Origin of the sequence: Streptococcus sanguinis (genome assembly GCF_019929145.1) — a bacterium.
GTDB classification, from domain to species: domain Bacteria; phylum Bacillota; class Bacilli; order Lactobacillales; family Streptococcaceae; genus Streptococcus; species Streptococcus sanguinis_U.
Genome location: NZ_JAHZOW010000001.1, coordinates 941345 through 957675, shown reverse-complemented (window position 1 = coordinate 957675; position 16331 = coordinate 941345). Strand labels below are relative to the sequence as shown.

Here is a 16331-nt window from a genome sequence, read left to right as displayed (position 1 = left end):
GATATTAAAAAATAGCAGGTAATCAAAATGACAATTTCAGTGATTGTTCCGTGCTTCAATGAAGAAGAGTCTATTCCTCTGTTTCATGAAGCTATGGAAGCGGTGAAATATCAAATCCGTGACCAGTTTGAATATATTTTTGTCAATGACGGATCGACAGACCGGACCTTGGCTGTTTTGCGTGAGCTCAGCAGTCGCTGTCCTGACGTGCACTATCTGTCCTTTTCTCGTAATTTCGGAAAAGAAGCAGCGCTCTATGCTGGTTTACAAGAGGCGAGCGGGGATTTTGTGACGGTCATGGATGTAGATTTGCAGGATCCGCCTGAGCTCCTTATTGAGATGAAGGCCATGCTGGACTCGAATCCTGAGTTGGACTGTGTGGGGACTCGTCGCACTACTCGAGAGGGCGAGCCCCCAATCCGAAGCTTTTTCGCCAATTTATTCTATAAGCTGATTAACAAGATTAGTCAGGTAGAGATGGTAGATGGTGCGCGTGACTTCCGACTGATGCGCCGTCAGATGGTGGAAGCCATTCTGGAGGTTTCAGAGTACAATCGCTTCTCCAAGGGAATTTTTGCCTGGGTTGGCTTTAATACCGAGTACTTGGAATACAAAAATGTCGAACGAGTAGCTGGCAAGACCTCTTGGAATTTCTGGTCTCTTTTCAACTATTCTTTGGAAGGCATCGTCAATTTCTCTGATGCGCCGCTCAACATCGCCTTTTTAGGAGGTATCCTGTCTTGGATTTTAGCCTTTATCCTGATGGCAGTGATTATTATTCGCACCTTGGTTTTTGGTGACCCGACATCGGGTTGGCCGTCCCTTATGACTGTCATTCTCCTTATCGGAGGCTTCCAGCTGCTGACCATCGGCATACTGGGTAAATACATTGGTAAAATCTTTATGGAAACCAAGCATCGCCCAATCTATGTGATTAAAGAGAAGAGTAAGTGAGTTTTTGAGCTTAAGTTATTCTTATTTAGCTGAGGAGAGATTGTGAAAAATAAAAAAATTAATATTGTCTTATGCTTATCTTCGTTTATTTATACGATACAGTTTTACATCAATAATAAAATCACCCCAGTAGGAGACCAAACAGCATTTTTAGAATATGCTAAGGAATTTCATTACAATTATTTATTCTTTGGGATTGATCGTTATTTTACTTGGAGTAGTAGACTACTCATTGAGTCAGCCACCTTGTTATTTTCTGTTCACGAAAAGCTGTTTATAGCAGCAGCCTTTCTGGCAACTTTGCTTTTGGTTTATGCTTTAAGGAAGCTGACTCCTTCCTTGCCTTGGCTGCCAGCTTTACTAATTTTTATATTCCTTCCAGCAACTGAATTTTTAAGCGCGGGTTCTATTCCAACCTATGTCAATTACATTTTCCCTGCTTCCTTGTTGCTTTTCGCACTTTTTTTCAGAGAATCTAAAAATATTTGGATTAATATGGCTAGCCTTTTGTGCTTTTTAGTTGCTATCATGCAAGAACAATTAGCTGTCTACGCTTTTTTGTGGCTTCTGTTTGAAACTGTTCTTGCGAAAAAAGATAAAAAACCTTTACTGGGTAATTTATGCTATTTGGCACTAAGCGCTTTAGGAATCATATCAGCCAAGCTGTCTCCGGGGAATGCTCTGCGTTTGGAGAAGAACATTGTCAGTTGGTTCCCAAACTTTCCTAACTTGAATATCTTTCAAAAGCTTGGGCTTGGCTTTCTGGAGACAGGGGATAATCTGCTTTCCACGTCCTTTGCCTTTGTGATAGTCTTCTTGCTTGTGCTCTTTGTCTATGCTCTTCACAAGAAAAATGTAACAGCCATAGCTCTGAGCGGTTTTGTCATACTCAATATTTTTTCACAAAAAATGGGCTGGAATACTATTTTTGGTACCTTAACAGGTATCAGTAAAGTAGCCAGAGAATCAGGGACATTTTCTTTTAATATCACGTATATGAGCGCGGTAGCTTTTTATGGCTTGCTGCTATTAATGATTCTTTACGCTTTATGGCTTGTAGTTTCTGACTGTAAAGAAAAGATATGGCTGACCTATTTGTTTGTAATTGGCTTTATTGGCCGCATGGTCATTTCATTATCTCCGACTCTCTATGCATCAAGCACTCGAACTTTTTTGCCTCTGATGATAAGTCTATTCATTATTACTTGCAGATTGTTGTATCACTTATATACAGAATATCAAAAGCGGCAAGAGGATGTTCTCTAGATTATACTATTAAGTATATTTTTCGATAGGGATTCGATCAAGCAGATTTTTTCTGCTTTTTTTGTTATAATAAACTCATTGAATGTTTATGATGTGAAAGGAAAGACAAATGATTTTAATTACAGGTGCGAATGGACAGCTGGGTACAGAGCTCCGCTATCTTTTAGATGAGCGCAATGAAGAGTATGTGGCTGTTGATGTGGCGGAAATGGATATTACCAATGCGCAAATGGTGGACAAGGTCTTTGCGGAAGTCAAGCCAAGCTTGGTTTATCACTGCGCAGCTTATACTGCAGTTGATGCGGCTGAGGACGAAGGAAAAGAGCTGGACTATGCCATCAATGTGACCGGGACCGAAAATGTTGCAAAAGCAGCAGAAGCACACGGAGCGACCTTGGTCTACATCTCAACAGACTATGTCTTTGACGGACAAAAGCCTGTCGGAGAGGAATGGGAAGTAGATGACCGGCCGGATCCACAGACAGAGTATGGCCGTACCAAGCGCATGGGTGAGGAGCTGGTTGAGAAATATTCCAGCCGTTTCTATATTATCCGTACTGCCTGGGTCTTTGGTAACTACGGTAAAAACTTTGTCTTTACCATGCAAAATCTTGCTAAGACGCACAAAACTCTGACTGTAGTCAATGACCAGCATGGCCGTCCGACTTGGACTCGTACGCTGGCTGAATTTATGACTCATCTGGCTGAGAATCAAAAGGAATTTGGTTACTACCATCTGTCTAATGATGCGGCTGAGGACACGACATGGTATGACTTTGCAGTGGAAATTCTCAAAGATACAGATGTGGAAGTCCAGCCGGTTGATTCCAGCAAATTCCCGGCCAAGGCTAAGCGGCCTTTCAACTCAACTATGAGCCTGACCAAGGCCAAGGCTACAGGCTTTATCATTCCGACTTGGCAGGATGCCTTAAAAGAGTTTTACAAGCAAGAGAAGAAACAGTGATTTTCTTTGACGTTTATAACAGCGACAGAACTTAGTCTCAGACTAGGTTCTGTTTTTTTTTCTAGCAGACTAAAGAAACGATTTTCAGGAGCGTGCTCTGGTGGAGAAATAGCTAGCTTGAAGATGCGGGTGGAAAATGAGAATGAGAAGAATTTTCCACAGATCTTATCCCCTTAAAATAAAGATGTTTCAATTTGATGAAATTCTGTGGATAACCTTTATTATTTCATTCAACTATGTTACAATGTTACTATAAATAAAATAGAAGAGGTGTGTGAATATGTCACGTAAACCATTTATTGCTGGTAACTGGAAAATGAACAAAAATCCTGAAGAAGCAAAGGCTTTTGTAGAAGCGGTTGCTGCTAAGCTACCTTCTTCAGATTTGGTAGAAGCTGGTATCGCTGCTCCAGCACTTGATTTGACAACTGTTTTGGCAGCAGCTAAAGGAAGCAATCTTAAGGTTGCAGCGCAAAACGCTTACTTTGAAGATGCAGGTGCCTTCACTGGTGAAAACAGCCCTAAAGTTCTTGCAGAAGTTGGAGTTGACTACATTGTTATCGGTCACTCAGAACGTCGCGATTATTTCCATGAAACAGACCAAGACATCAACAAAAAAGCGCATGCTATCTTCCGCAATGGTCTGGTGCCAATCATCTGCTGTGGTGAATCACTGGAAACTTACGAAGCTGGTAAAGCAGTAGATTTCGTTGGTGCTCAAGTATCAGCTGCTTTGAAAGACTTGACAGCTGAGCAAGTTGCATCATTGGTTATCGCTTATGAGCCAATCTGGGCTATCGGTACTGGTAAGTCAGCAACTCAAGATGACGCTCAAAAGATGTGTAAAGCAGTTCGTGACGTTGTAGCAGCTGACTTTGGTCAAGAAGTAGCAGACAAGGTTCGCGTTCAGTACGGTGGTTCTGTAAAACCTGAAAATGTTGCGTCTTATATGGCTTGTCCAGATGTTGATGGTGCTCTTGTTGGTGGTGCATCACTTGAAGCTGAAAGCTTCTTGGCATTGCTTGATTTTGTAAAATAAAAAATGTTGAAAAAAGACTTGTCCTCCCAAAGGTGACAAGTTTTTTAAAAGTTGGAGAGAAAAGTTGAAATCGAAAGAATTAGTTTATTTAGCGAGTACGGCTATTTTGCTGGCAGCGACTGCCAATGTTGCAAAAGCCGAGGAACATACTATCGCTGAGTCAGAAGTTTTAAAAACAGAAAGGTCTGTTAGTTCCCAGAATCAAACAGTGAATGCGGCCGCATCACAAACGTCTAATCAGCCGACTGTAGCAGTATCATCTGCAGAACAGTCAGTTCAAGCTGTTAAGCAAGAGGAGGAAGCAACGAACGCTACAGGAACAGCTGTTGAGTCTGGAGGAGCAGCTCAATCAGTTCCTGTAGAAACTCAGGTAGCTTCTGCTAAGCCAGAAGGGCAAAGTCAGCCAGATGCAAATGCTTCTAATCAGAACGAAACTGCAGCTGATCAGTCAGCAAAAGCAAGCTCTTCTGTTGCAGATTCTGCCACTGCTTCAGAACCGAAGGCCAGTCCTGCAGTAGCATCAGCACCAAAAGCTAGTAATGCTGGAAGAACTGTATTTTATAATGCTGGGTCAAAGGCTCAGGCAGCCCGCGGGAATTCCCAAGCGGAGATAAAAGGCACATCCTTTGTAGATGTCAGCAGCCACAATGGCCATATCAGCGTAGACGACTATCGTAAATTAGCCCAGCAAGGGGTTGGCGGTGTCGTTGTCAAACTGACTGAAGGAACCCATTACACTAATCCATTTGCTGAGTCTCAGGTGAGAAATGCGCAGGGAGCTGGTTTACAAGTATCGACCTATGCCTTCTCGCACTATACCAGTGATGAAGAAGCGAGAGCAGAAGCTCGTTATTACGCTGCCTTTGCTAATAGACTAGGTTTGCCTAAAAACACAGTCATGGTCAACGACATGGAAGATCCTAAAATGCAAAATGGGATCAACCAGCATACCCAGGCTTGGGCGGATGAGATGCGCAGACTGGGTTATTCAAACCTGATGTATTATACCAGTGCCAGCTGGCTGGATCAAAATAATCTTCGCAGCAAGGGATCAGTTAATACATCGCAATTTGGCTATAGCAACTTCTGGGTGGCCCAGTATCCGTCCTCTAATTTAAATCTTGATGGAGCTAAATCTCTCAAATACAATAGTGGTGCTGGAGCATGGCAGTTTACAGCTCAGGCTCAGCTTTTAGCTGGCAAACATGTATTTGACCATAGCGTAGATTACACTGGGAGATTTACCCAGCAGTCTGCTCTTGCTAAGCAGCCTTTAAAGGGTAACATCAGTATTCAGAATAAGAATAATGTCAACGGTAGCTTTGATGTTGTGATTTCAAACGTTTCTGCTCCTTATGGAGTGTCTGTCGTTAGTGTTCCAGTGTGGTCAGAAGCTAATGGCCAAGACGATATTATCTGGTACACAGCCACTCAGCAGGCCAATGGTACTTATAAAGTTTCTGTTGATTCTAGCAGACATAAGGATTCAGTTGGAAAGTACAATGTCCATCTCTACTATGTCCGCAACGACGGTCAATTAGTCGGTGTTGGCGGTACTACAACCAATGTATCTGTCATCAAGCCACAGGGCAAAATCAGCATTCAGAATCGCAACAGCGAAACTGGTGATTTCGATATTGTGGTTTCAGGTATCTCATCCCCAGGTGGTCTTAAGACTGTCTCTCTGCCAACTTGGTCAGAGTCCAATGGCCAAGATGATATCAAATGGTATACTGCTGAACGTCAGGCCGACGGCACCTATCGGAAGCGGGTGCGCATAAGCGACCACAATAATGTGCAGGGAGAGTACAATGTCCATCTCTACTATGTTCAAAATGACGGCCGCTTGGTAGGTGTAAGCGGTACTAAAACGACAGTTTCTCTTGGTAAACCTAAGGGTACCATCAGTATTCAAAATCGAAATAAAGAAACCGGCGATTTTGATATTGTGGTTTCAGGTATTTCATCTCCGGGCGGTCTGAAGGAAGTTTCCCTGCCAACTTGGTCTGAGGCTAACGGCCAAGATGATATCAAATGGTACAACGCTGAGCGTCAAGATGATGGCACCTATCGTAAGCGTGTCCGTCTGAGCGATCACAAAAATGTAGAGGGCGAGTATAATGTGCATCTCTATTATGTGCAAAATGATGGCAGCTTGGTAGGTGTAAGTGGCACTAAAACGACTATTTCTGTAGAGAAACCAAAAGTTCAAGGCAAAATCAGCATTCAGAATCGCAACAGCGAAACTGGCGATTTTGATATTGTGGTTTCAGATATCGTATCGCCAGGCGGTCTCAAGAATGTTTCCCTACCAACTTGGTCAGAGGCCAATGGCCAAGATGATATCAAGTGGTACAATGCAGAACGTCAGGCTGACGGTACTTATCGGAAACGAGTTCGCCTGAGCGATCATAACAATGTCCAAGGCGAATATAATGTGCATCTCTACTATGTGCAAAATGATGGCAAGCTAGTAGGAGCAGGTGGCATCAAGACCAACGTTTCTATCAGCAAGCCGCAGGGTAAAATCAGCATCCAGAATCGCAACAGCGAAACCGGCGATTTTGATATTGTAGTTTCAGGTATCGTATCTCCAGGCGGTCTTAAGAATGTTTCCTTGCCAACCTGGTCAGAGGCCAACGGTCAAGATGATATCAAGTGGTACAACGCAGAACGTCAGCCGGATGGTACCTATCGTAAGCGAGTCCGTGTGAGTGATCACAAAAATGTTGAGGGCGAGTACAATATTCATCTCTACTATGTGCAAAATGATGGCAGCTTAGTCGGTGTAAGCGGTACTAAAACGACTATTTCTGTAGAAAAACCAAAAGTTCAAGGTAAAATCAGCATTCAGAATCGCAATAGCGAAACTGGCGATTTTGATATTGTAGTTTCAGATATCGTATCACCGGGCGGTCTTAAGACAGTTTACCTGCCAACTTGGTCAGAGGCTAATGACCAAGATGATGTCCAATGGTACACAGCGGATCGCCAGGCTGATGGTACTTATCGTAAGCATGTATATGCGCGTGAACATAACAACGTTCAGGGCGAGTATAATGTACATCTCTACTATGTGCAAAATGATGGCAGGCTGGTAGGAGCAGGTGGCATCAAGACCAATGTTTCCATCAGTAAGCCGCAAGGTAAAATCAGTATTCAAAATAAGAACAACGATACTGGAGAGTTTGACATTGTAGTATCAGGTATTGTGGCACCAGAAGGTCTCAAGACAGTTTACTTGCCGACTTGGTCAGAGGCCAACGGCCAAGATGATGTCCAATGGTACACGGCTGATCGTCAGGCTGACGGTACTTATCGTAAGCATGTATATGCGCGTGACCATAAGAATAATGCAGGCGAATACAATGTTCATTTGTATTACTTAAATAATCAAAATCAGCTGCAGGGAGCTGGTGGAGAAAAGACCTCTATCTCTGTGAACCGTCCTCAGGCAGCTAGTCAGCGAGACCGTGTTCTTGCGGCGGCAGCTGCTATGGTAGGTGTCAGGGGAGGAAGTGCTGAGCATCAGCGCTTGGTCAACGATTATAACAGTGTCAGACCGCTGCCGGTTGGCTATGCTGTGAAGAACACAGATGACTGGTGCGACATTTTCACGACGGTTATTTTCCAAAGAGAGGGCTTGAGTGATCTTATCGGCCGCGAGTGTGGTGTAGAGCGCCATATTCATATTTTCCAAAGACTAGGTATCTGGAATGAAGATGGTAATTCGACTCCTAGCGCAGGCGATATCATCACCTTTAACTGGGACAAAGATACCCAGCAAAACGATGGCTGGGCTGATCATATCGGTATTGTCGAAAAAGTTGAAAATGGCATCATTCACACGATTGAAGGCAACAGCAATAACGTAGTTAAACGCAATACTTACCGCATCGGTCATGGAAATATCCGTGGTTTTGCGACACCGCGTTATAGATAAACATACAAAAAAACCAAGGGAAACCTTGGTTTTTTAACGTCTTAGAATTTTCTTTATGAGCTGAAGCAGCTTAAACTTGAGAGGGTTAGGGTAGTAGCGGAAAGTTCCCATTTTTCGGATGATGAAGCCGTTGAAGTTTTGTTTGAAGCGCAGAACGCCGTCAGAACCATCGAAAATTCCCATAATACCGAGGAAATTGTAAAATGGAATGCCTCTCTTGATACTTTCGGTCATAACGTATTCCTGCAGCAGGGCAGGAGCGTAGAATTTATTAAACTCAGGATAGGAGCCGCTGAAAAGATAGGTTGCTTCCTGAGGGGTGTAGATAAAGAGGCTGGCAGCCAGAATTTGGTCTTGGTCGCCGTATTTGTCAATCAGCTCTTGGGCCTCTGATTTGCGAGTTTCAAAGCTATCAAACTGGCTGGAAAGCTCTCGCAGCAGATTTTGTTTCTTTTCAGATTGAGGATTTTTTTCCAAGTCCGCCTGCAGTTTCTGGATTTTCTGGCCCAGTTTCTCTTGGTCTTTTTGTAAGTTCTGAAGATAGTCCTTGAAGTTGAGACTGGCTGTCATAAAGTCTGCTTGCTGACCAAAGCTATCATAAAAATCTTGATAGTAGTCTAGTGGCTTGTCATCATATTCCCGTCGGTCAGAAGTGGCAGCTGTGATATCTTTAAAAATGCTGAGTTGGTCACGTTCCAGCCTTTTTAGCTTGATACCAAAGGTATTCGCCTTTTTGACGGTCGCCTTGCCATTTTTACTGAAGGATTTGAGCAAGTCTTTCTCCGTCAGACCAGTTAAGTCTTTGACATAATGCCAATCAGGCTCCCCGCCTGGATAGCCAGTCTGTAGGCCGTCAAAGTCAAAGCCCAAGTCAGTCAGTTGCTGGATAAGCTCGCCTTTTTCTTCAGATGTGGGCTGGCCATTGCTGTCAAAGGCCTGATAAGTCTCATAGGGCTTGATGATGAGCTCTAGGGCACCTTCTTTTTTAGCATAGACTTGCAAAGCTTGATAGAAAGGAGTCAGGTATTGAGCATCAGTAGAGACAGGACCGCAGTTGATTTCCATATGAAGTCCGCCAGTCATAGGCATACTATAGAGGACAGCTGACACCACGACCTGTCCCTGCGGGTCAGTGTAGCCGACATACTGGGTACTGAAGCCCCGCTTGCTCAGCAGCTCTGCCATTTCCACGGTCTGCATAAAAGAGCGTTGGGAGCTAGCTGAGGTATGCTGGATGAATTCTTCTTGGTTGAGAAGTTTAAAGGTCATAGGCTTCCTTTCTGTTAATGCTTGCTGCGCAGTTTCTTTCTGAGAGTATAGGCTAGATTGGAGAGGTGGTAGAGGGGATTAGTTGGCAGGTTGAACTCACCAGCAAATTCCTCAATGGTTGGATTGAACTTGGATTTAAAGCTGTAGAGACCGCCCTTGAGGTCGTTTTCGATGCCGCCCATATTTTGCCAATCAGCTCCGCGCTCAAAAGCATGTTTGGCTGTTTCGTACCAAGTGATGATGGCTGGCTGGTAACGGCGGTACTCCTCGTCCATTCCGGCATAGATATTTTCAGAGGTCTTGCCGTATTCTAAGACCAGTGTTCCAGACAGGGGAACAACAGCAGCCCCTTGGCTGATTTTGTCCTGTAGGAAGTCAATCTCTTCTTGGAGTCGTTTCTGTTCTTGCTGGTTATTCTCAATCTTGCCGGGCTTGGTTTTCTCGGTAAATTTCTCTGCTTCCTTGAGTGTCTTAGTCAGCTGAGCCTGCAAGTCTTCCAATCGTGCCTTTAGATCAATAGTGGACAAGGTGACATAGGAGTGCTCAGGATAAGTATCCAAGAGTTTTTGGTAATAGTCTTTGCCGCGTAGGTGGATGTTTTTTCTGTTTTCTGTCTTCTTCATCAGGCCTGAAAAGTCATCCAGTAATTCTGTTCCGCCAAATTGGATTTGAATGCCTTTGTTACGGGCTGTACGAATAGCCTGGCGAGTACTCTTAGAAAGCAGATCCTCACTAAAATCTTCTTTATGAATATTGGCCTGCAAGCGAGGCTGGATGGTTTCGTCCAGAGACTCAGTCCGTCCGACCCAGACAGCTCCAGCTTGCTGCAGATCTTGAATCAGCTCAACAGTCTCTGTATTGTCTTGCAATTCAGCACCCATCTTGCTTTCTGCCAGAAAGAGGCTAGGATCAAACTTGACAAAGAGCGCTTTTTTCTCCTTGGCAAATTTCTTGAGCGAGGCCAAAACAAAGGTCAGCAGCTCCTTGTCACCATAGTCCATGATGGGACCGCGCGGAATATAAAGCATGGTCATCCCTAAGGGCAGTGGCTTGATCAGGACACTGGCTGCAGCAACCAAGCGGTCGTCTTTATAGAAGCCCAAGCGCTCATTGGCCCAGTTATCCTTAATCTGAGCCCAGGCTGAACTCTGCAGAAGATTGGCCTGGGGATGAGCTGTGACAAAATCGTCGTGTTCCCGAGCTGAAATTCCAATTTTGTAACTAAACATTATTTTAAAACCCACTCTCTAATAGCGTGTGCTACGCCGGATTCGTCGTTTGATTTGGTGATATACTTGGCGATTTTCTTGAGTTCTTCCTTGCCGTTTTCCATGACAACAGGAGAGCCGACGGCTTCCAGCATGGCGCGGTCATTTTCTTCATCACCGATAGCCATAGTCTGCTCCTTGCTTAAGCCAAGTTTTTCAGCCAGATGAAGGATAGCAGCCCCTTTATTGACAGTCTTTTTGACAATTTCCAGATAGAAAGGAGCTGATTTAACCAGTGTATATTTTTCAGCTAATTCCGGTGGCAGCTTGGTAATGGCCGCGTCCAAAATTTCCGGCTCATCAATAAACATGCACTTGACGATTTCTTTATTGGCCATTTCCTCAGGTGTACGGTAGAAAATAGGCATGCTGACCAGATTGGACTCGTAAACAGTGTACTTGCCGATGTTGCGATTGGCTGTATAAATGCCGTCCTTGGTGATGGCATGCATGTGAACGCCTAATTTTCGCCCGAGCAGTTCGATATCCAGATAGTCCTCATAAGTCAATGTTTCTTTGATTAATTCTTGACCTGTAACAGTATCCTGTACTAGTCCGCCGTTGAAGGTAACGACATAGTTGTCTGGCTGATTAAGCTCTAGATCCTCGAGAAGCTTTTGAACGCCTGCAATAGGACGGCCGGTTGCAATGACGATCTTGACACCAGCAGCCTTGGCATCCTGAACAGCACTGAAGACTTCAGGAGTGATTTCTTTTTGGTTATTTAAAAGGGTACCGTCAATGTCAACGGCAACTAATTTGATAGACATTTTATTCTCCGTAGGTAAATTGGTCGTTTTTGATATAGTGCATAAAGGTCTGGTTTTTTTCGCTGAAAAGTCCGGTCTCTGCTAGCATTTCCTTGGGGAAGTAGAAGCGATTATCGCCCTGTCTGGTCCCGGCTAGCGAATGAACGATAGGAGATAGGCTGGACAATTCTGCTAAGCTGCCATCTTTTTGCAGAATCTCAATCTGGGTCCGGGGTTTTTCAACGTCAGGCCGGTAGAAATCGTAAGGCAAATCAAAATTACGATGGATAGCAGTATAGTAATCAGGGTCAAAACCAACCTGTCCAACTAGGTCTCGCATGATATCCAAATGCGCTTCGTTTTCCTGAGAGAAGACGATAGACTTAAAGACCTTGCGGTTGATAAAACGCTGAGCCAAGTCAGATAAAATCTTGTCTGGACTAGTCATCCAAACTTGGAAATAGGTATTCATAACACCATCATCCAAGGCCAGATAATCCTGCAGGGTCACTCTGTTTTCAAAGAATGGAATGAGATTGGGCGATGACAGCGCAAAATAATCCTTCTGAGCTGGATAGAGAAACTTGGCCCGCTTGAGCAGATTTTGCAGCAGAACTTCCATAGCACGGCTAGCTGGGTGGAAATAGACCTGCATATACATTTGGTAGCGGCTGACTACATAGTCCTCCACCGCATGCATGCCATTGCGCTTGAAGGCGATGCCGTTTTCTACTGGACAAATCACTCGTAAAATTCTGGTTAAGTCAAATTGCCCATAGGAAGCGCCAGTAAAGAAGGAATCGCGCAAGAGATAATCCATCCGGTCCACATCAATCTGGCTGGAAATCAGCTGGACCACCTGCTTATTGGGATAGGTATGGTTAATAACGCTAGCTACCTTTTCTGGAAAATCTGGTGAAACCTGCACCAGTACCTGATGAATCTCTGTTTCAGGACTGGTGATGATTTGCCGCGTAATGTCCTCGTGATTAGTATCAAAAAGGCGCTCGAAAGTGTGTGAATAAGCTCCGTGTCCCAAGTCATGCAGGAGAGCGGCTGTCATGGTCAGTAGGCTTTCATGGCTGTCCCAGTTGGCTTGGTATTTTTCGTTGAAAATCTTGGTGATGCGCCGAGCAATCTCATAAGCTCCCAGACAATGCGAAAAACGGCTGTGCTCCCCGCCGTGGAAAGTATAGCCGGAAGTACCCAGCTGTTTGATGCGGCGCAGCCGTTGAAATTCTTTAGTATTGATTAAATCATAGATAACCTGATGGTCCACATGAACATAATTATGAACTGGGTCCCGAAATACTTTTTCAATCATGTTATCATTATACCACAAATCATAGTAGGAAAAAAATCAAAGCTGCAACTGAAAGAAGAGCAATTTTGTCCTTTTTTTGATAAAATAGGGAAAGAAAAAGAGAAACGAGATAAAGATGCAAATCAGAATAAAAAATCACATCCAACTGGACGGGCATACCGAGCTAATCGATCAGGTCTACGATACGGACTGGACGCAAAAAGGAGACTTTCATTATCTGCTATACAAAAATGAAGAAGGAGAGAAAGTAGTTCTGAAGTTTCATGATAAAGAGTTGCTTATGACCCGCTTTTCTGAGCCTAAGTCCATCATGCGCTTCATCAGTCAAGGGCAGGCGCTGGTTGGCATCCATACACCTGTGGGCTTGCAGCAGTTTGTGACCGATACTTCTTTTTACAAGGTTGATTTTACCAAGCAAATTCTGCAACTTCATTATCAGCTGAAAACTGTTGATGGAGAGCAGATTTTTGCCAGCTATGAAATGGAGATTAGCTGGGGTTAATTGCTATTCTCCAAGAAAACTCTTGAAAATCATAATGTTTCCCCTTGCAAAAGCTTGAAAATTTGGTATAATAGTTTTTACTCAAGGGAGTAGCTAACGGAATAACCGTTACAAGGTCGTCAATACGAAAGAAATTTCCGGCCTTGTATGAAATAGCGAGACTTGTTAATAAACAGGTCTCTTTTTTGTTTCTGACTATTTGGATATGACTGGTGTGGCTCGATATGATGAGTCGTTGAGGTCAGAAAACTTCAGAAATAAAAGAGGCCAAGAGGAGGAATACATTGTCAAAAGAACAAAAGCGCCAAGCTTTTTACACCCAGAGTCCTGAGGAAATTTTCAAAACTTTGGACGCTTCAGAGCAAGGTTTGTCCAGTCAAGAAGCAGCCAAGCGTTTAGCTGATTATGGCCGTAATGAACTGGATGAAGGGGAGAAAAAATCTCTCTTAATGAAGTTTTTGGAGCAGTTCAAGGATTTGATGATTATCATCTTGTTGGTAGCGGCTGTCTTGTCTGTTGTCACATCAGGTGGTGAAGATATTGCAGATGCTTTAATCATCTTAGCTGTCGTAATCATCAATGCCATCTTCGGTGTCTATCAGGAGGGCAAGGCTGAAGAAGCGATTGCGGCTCTCAAGTCTATGTCTAGCCCGGCTGCGCGTGTCCTGCGTGATGGCCATGTCACAGAAGTAGATTCTAAGGACTTGGTACCTGGTGATATCGTTAGATTGGAAGCCGGTGATGTTGTCCCAGCAGATATGCGGCTTTTGGAAGCTAATTCACTGAAAATCGAAGAGGCGGCTCTGACAGGTGAGTCTGTGCCGGTTGAGAAAGATTTGACTGTTGAGGTAGCTGCAGATGCTGGTATTGGCGACCGTGTGAATATGGCCTTCCAAAACTCAAATGTCACCTATGGTCGTGGGGTTGGATTGGTTGTCAATACAGGGATGTACACGGAAGTAGGCCACATCGCGGGTATGTTGCAGGATGCGGATGAAACAGACACACCGCTCAAGCAAAATCTTAATAGCTTGTCTAAGGTTCTGACCTATGCTATCTTGGTGATTGCTGCAGTGACCTTTGTAGTCGGTGTCTTCATTCAAGGTAAAAATCCACTGGATGAGCTGATGACCTCTGTAGCCTTGGCAGTTGCGGCTATCCCTGAAGGTCTGCCAGCTATCGTTACCATTGTGCTGGCTTTGGGAACTCAGGTTCTGGCTAAGCGGAATTCGATTGTCCGTAAGCTTCCAGCTGTTGAGACTTTGGGATCAACGGAGATTATCGCTTCGGATAAGACCGGGACCTTAACCATGAATAAGATGACGGTCGAAAAAGTCTTTTATGACGGGGTCCTGAATGAAGCTGGACAAGATATTGAACTTGGACTGGAGCTGCCGCTCTTACGTTCGGTTGTTTTGGCCAATGATACCAAGATTGACCAAGAAGGAAAGCTAATTGGTGACCCAACGGAAACAGCCTTTATCCAGTATGCTTTGGACAAGGGCTATGATGTGAAGGCCTTTTTAGAGAAATATCCTCGAGTAGCCGAGCTACCATTTGATTCAGATCGTAAGCTCATGTCTACTGTCCATCCATTGCCAGATGGGAAATTCCTTGTGGCAGTGAAGGGAGCACCAGATCAACTCTTGAAACGCTGTGTTGCCCGTGATAAGGCTGGAGATGTTGCAGCGATTGATGATGCTACTTCACAGCTGATTAAGTCTAACAACTCAGAGATGGCTCACCAAGCTCTGCGCGTGCTGGCTGGTGCCTACAAGATTATTGATACAGTTCCGACTGACCTGACATCTGAAAATCTAGAAAATGATTTAATCTTTACTGGTTTAATCGGTATGATTGACCCAGAACGTGCAGAAGCGGCAGAAGCTGTTCGTGTCGCCAAGGAAGCAGGTATTCGTCCGATTATGATTACCGGTGACCATCAGGATACAGCTGAAGCTATCTCTAAGCGCTTGGGTATCATCGAAGAGGGAGATACTGAAGACCATGTCCTGACTGGTGCAGAGCTCAATGAGCTTTCTGATGCAGAATTCGAAAAGGTTGTTGGTCAATACTCTGTCTATGCCCGAGTTTCGCCTGAGCATAAGGTACGGATTGTCAAAGCGTGGCAAAACCAAGGTAAGGTCGTAGCCATGACAGGTGATGGTGTCAATGACGCACCAGCTTTGAAAACAGCTGATATCGGTATTGGTATGGGTATTACAGGTACAGAAGTATCTAAGGGTGCTTCAGATATCATTTTAGCGGATGACAATTTTGCGACAATAATCGTAGCCGTTGAAGAGGGAAGGAAAATATTTTCTAATATTCAAAAGACTATTCAATACCTACTTTCAGCTAATATAGCAGAAGTATTAACGATATTTTTTGCAACGTTATTTGGTTGGGATGTGTTGCAGCCAGTTCACCTACTTTGGATTAACCTAGTAACAGATACCTTCCCAGCTATTGCTCTGGGGGTTGAACCTGCTGAGCCAGGTGTCATGAGTCATAAGCCTCGTGGCCGTAAGTCTAGCTTCTTCTCAGGTGGAGTTATGAGCTCTATCATCTATCAGGGTGTCCTGCAAGGGGCTTTGGTTCTGGCAGTTTATGGTTATGCTATCTCTAATCCCGTTCATGTTGGTGATATAAAGGCTATCCATGCGGACGCTCTGACAATGGCCTTTGCAACGCTTGGCCTCATCCAGCTCTTCCATGCTTATAATGTAAAATCTGTTTACCAGTCTATCTTTACAGTTGGGCCATTCAAGTCTAAGACCTTTAACTGGTCTATCCTGGTTTCTTTCATCCTATTGATTTCAACTATTGTAATTGACCCACTGGAAAAGATTTTCCATGTGACCAAGCTAGACTTGTCACAATGGGCAGTTGTTCTGATTGGTAGCTTTGCCATGATTGTCATTGTTGAAATTGTTAAGTTCATCCAACGTAAATTAGGTATGGACAAAAATGCTATTTAATAGCAAAAAGTCATCTACGGATGGCTTTTTTGCGTACAAGGCGATATAATCAAATTCAAAGAAAGCAACTCG

The 16331-nt window shown here is 44.0% G+C and carries 11 protein-coding genes; 7 read left to right on the top strand and 4 right to left on the bottom strand.

Annotated elements, in window-relative coordinates:
• Positions 1 to 27 precede the first annotated feature (27 nt).
• From K1I94_RS04565 to K1I94_RS04545, 5 genes are all read left to right on the top strand, one after another.
• A complete protein-coding gene (locus K1I94_RS04565; protein ID WP_002897843.1) occupies positions 28 to 954 on the top strand; it encodes a glycosyltransferase family 2 protein in 927 nt (308 codons plus the stop codon).
• A 42-nt stretch (positions 955 to 996) separates the two neighbouring features.
• Positions 997 to 2220, top strand: a complete 1224-nt coding sequence (locus tag K1I94_RS04560; protein ID WP_223314563.1) for a beta-carotene 15,15'-monooxygenase — start codon at positions 997 to 999, stop codon at positions 2218 to 2220.
• A 109-nt stretch (positions 2221 to 2329) separates the two neighbouring features.
• On the top strand, positions 2330 to 3184 hold the full coding sequence (gene rfbD, locus K1I94_RS04555) for a dTDP-4-dehydrorhamnose reductase (RefSeq protein ID WP_061602709.1): 855 nt from the start codon (positions 2330 to 2332) through the stop codon (positions 3182 to 3184).
• Positions 3185 to 3464: 280 nt separating this feature from the next.
• Complete coding sequence (tpiA, locus tag K1I94_RS04550; protein WP_002900651.1) at positions 3465 to 4223, top strand: triose-phosphate isomerase; 759 nt, start codon at positions 3465 to 3467, stop codon at positions 4221 to 4223.
• 64 nt (positions 4224 to 4287) lie between these two features.
• Positions 4288 to 8166 carry a GBS Bsp-like repeat-containing protein gene (locus K1I94_RS04545; protein ID WP_223314562.1) on the top strand — a complete coding sequence of 1293 codons (3879 nt, stop codon included), beginning with the start codon at positions 4288 to 4290 and terminating at the stop codon, positions 8164 to 8166.
• A 33-nt stretch (positions 8167 to 8199) separates the two neighbouring features.
• Here the strand turns inward: K1I94_RS04545 and K1I94_RS04540 are convergent, their stop codons facing one another.
• The 4 genes from K1I94_RS04540 to K1I94_RS04525 are packed head-to-tail and all read right to left on the bottom strand — an operon-like array spanning position 8200 to position 12776.
• On the bottom strand, positions 8200 to 9435 hold the full coding sequence (locus K1I94_RS04540) for an aminoacyltransferase (RefSeq protein ID WP_223314561.1): 1236 nt from the start codon (positions 9433 to 9435) through the stop codon (positions 8200 to 8202).
• 14 nt (positions 9436 to 9449) lie between these two features.
• Positions 9450 to 10664, bottom strand: coding sequence for an aminoacyltransferase (locus tag K1I94_RS04535; RefSeq protein WP_223314560.1), 1215 nt, complete (start codon positions 10662 to 10664; stop codon positions 9450 to 9452).
• Positions 10664 to 11473, bottom strand: a complete 810-nt coding sequence (yidA, locus tag K1I94_RS04530) for a sugar-phosphatase (RefSeq protein ID WP_223314559.1) — start codon at positions 11471 to 11473, stop codon at positions 10664 to 10666. Before yidA ends, K1I94_RS04535 begins: the two co-directional genes overlap by 1 nt.
• A gap of 1 nt (position 11474) precedes the next feature.
• Positions 11475 to 12776, bottom strand: coding sequence for an HD domain-containing protein (locus tag K1I94_RS04525; protein WP_002915501.1), 1302 nt, complete (start codon positions 12774 to 12776; stop codon positions 11475 to 11477).
• 115 nt (positions 12777 to 12891) lie between these two features.
• Here K1I94_RS04525 and K1I94_RS04520 point away from each other — a divergent pair, with 115 nt between their 5' ends.
• Entirely contained in the window at positions 12892 to 13278 is a 387-nt protein-coding gene (locus K1I94_RS04520) for a DUF1934 domain-containing protein (protein WP_002897831.1), read from the top strand.
• Positions 13279 to 13562: 284 nt separating this feature from the next.
• Positions 13563 to 16259 (top strand): cation-translocating P-type ATPase, encoded by a 2697-nt coding sequence (locus K1I94_RS04515; RefSeq protein ID WP_223314558.1) that lies wholly within the window; start codon positions 13563 to 13565, stop codon positions 16257 to 16259.
• Positions 16260 to 16331 lie beyond the last annotated feature (72 nt).

Excerpts from the sequence above, each read along its gene's own strand:
- K1I94_RS04565 (WP_002897843.1), top strand. The coding sequence starts at position 28 with ATGACAATTTCAGTGATTGTTCCGTGCTTCAATGAAGAAGAGTCTATT.
- rfbD (WP_061602709.1), top strand. The coding sequence starts at position 2,330 with ATGATTTTAATTACAGGTGCGAATGGACAGCTGGGTACAGAGCTCCGC.
- tpiA (WP_002900651.1), top strand. The coding sequence starts at position 3,465 with ATGTCACGTAAACCATTTATTGCTGGTAACTGGAAAATGAACAAAAAT.
- K1I94_RS04540 (WP_223314561.1), bottom strand. The coding sequence starts at position 9,435 with ATGACCTTTAAACTTCTCAACCAAGAAGAATTCATCCAGCATACCTCA.
- K1I94_RS04535 (WP_223314560.1), bottom strand. The coding sequence starts at position 10,664 with ATGTTTAGTTACAAAATTGGAATTTCAGCTCGGGAACACGACGATTTT.
- yidA (WP_223314559.1), bottom strand. The coding sequence starts at position 11,473 with ATGTCTATCAAATTAGTTGCCGTTGACATTGACGGTACCCTTTTAAAT.
- K1I94_RS04525 (WP_002915501.1), bottom strand. The coding sequence starts at position 12,776 with ATGATTGAAAAAGTATTTCGGGACCCAGTTCATAATTATGTTCATGTG.
- K1I94_RS04520 (WP_002897831.1), top strand. The coding sequence starts at position 12,892 with ATGCAAATCAGAATAAAAAATCACATCCAACTGGACGGGCATACCGAG.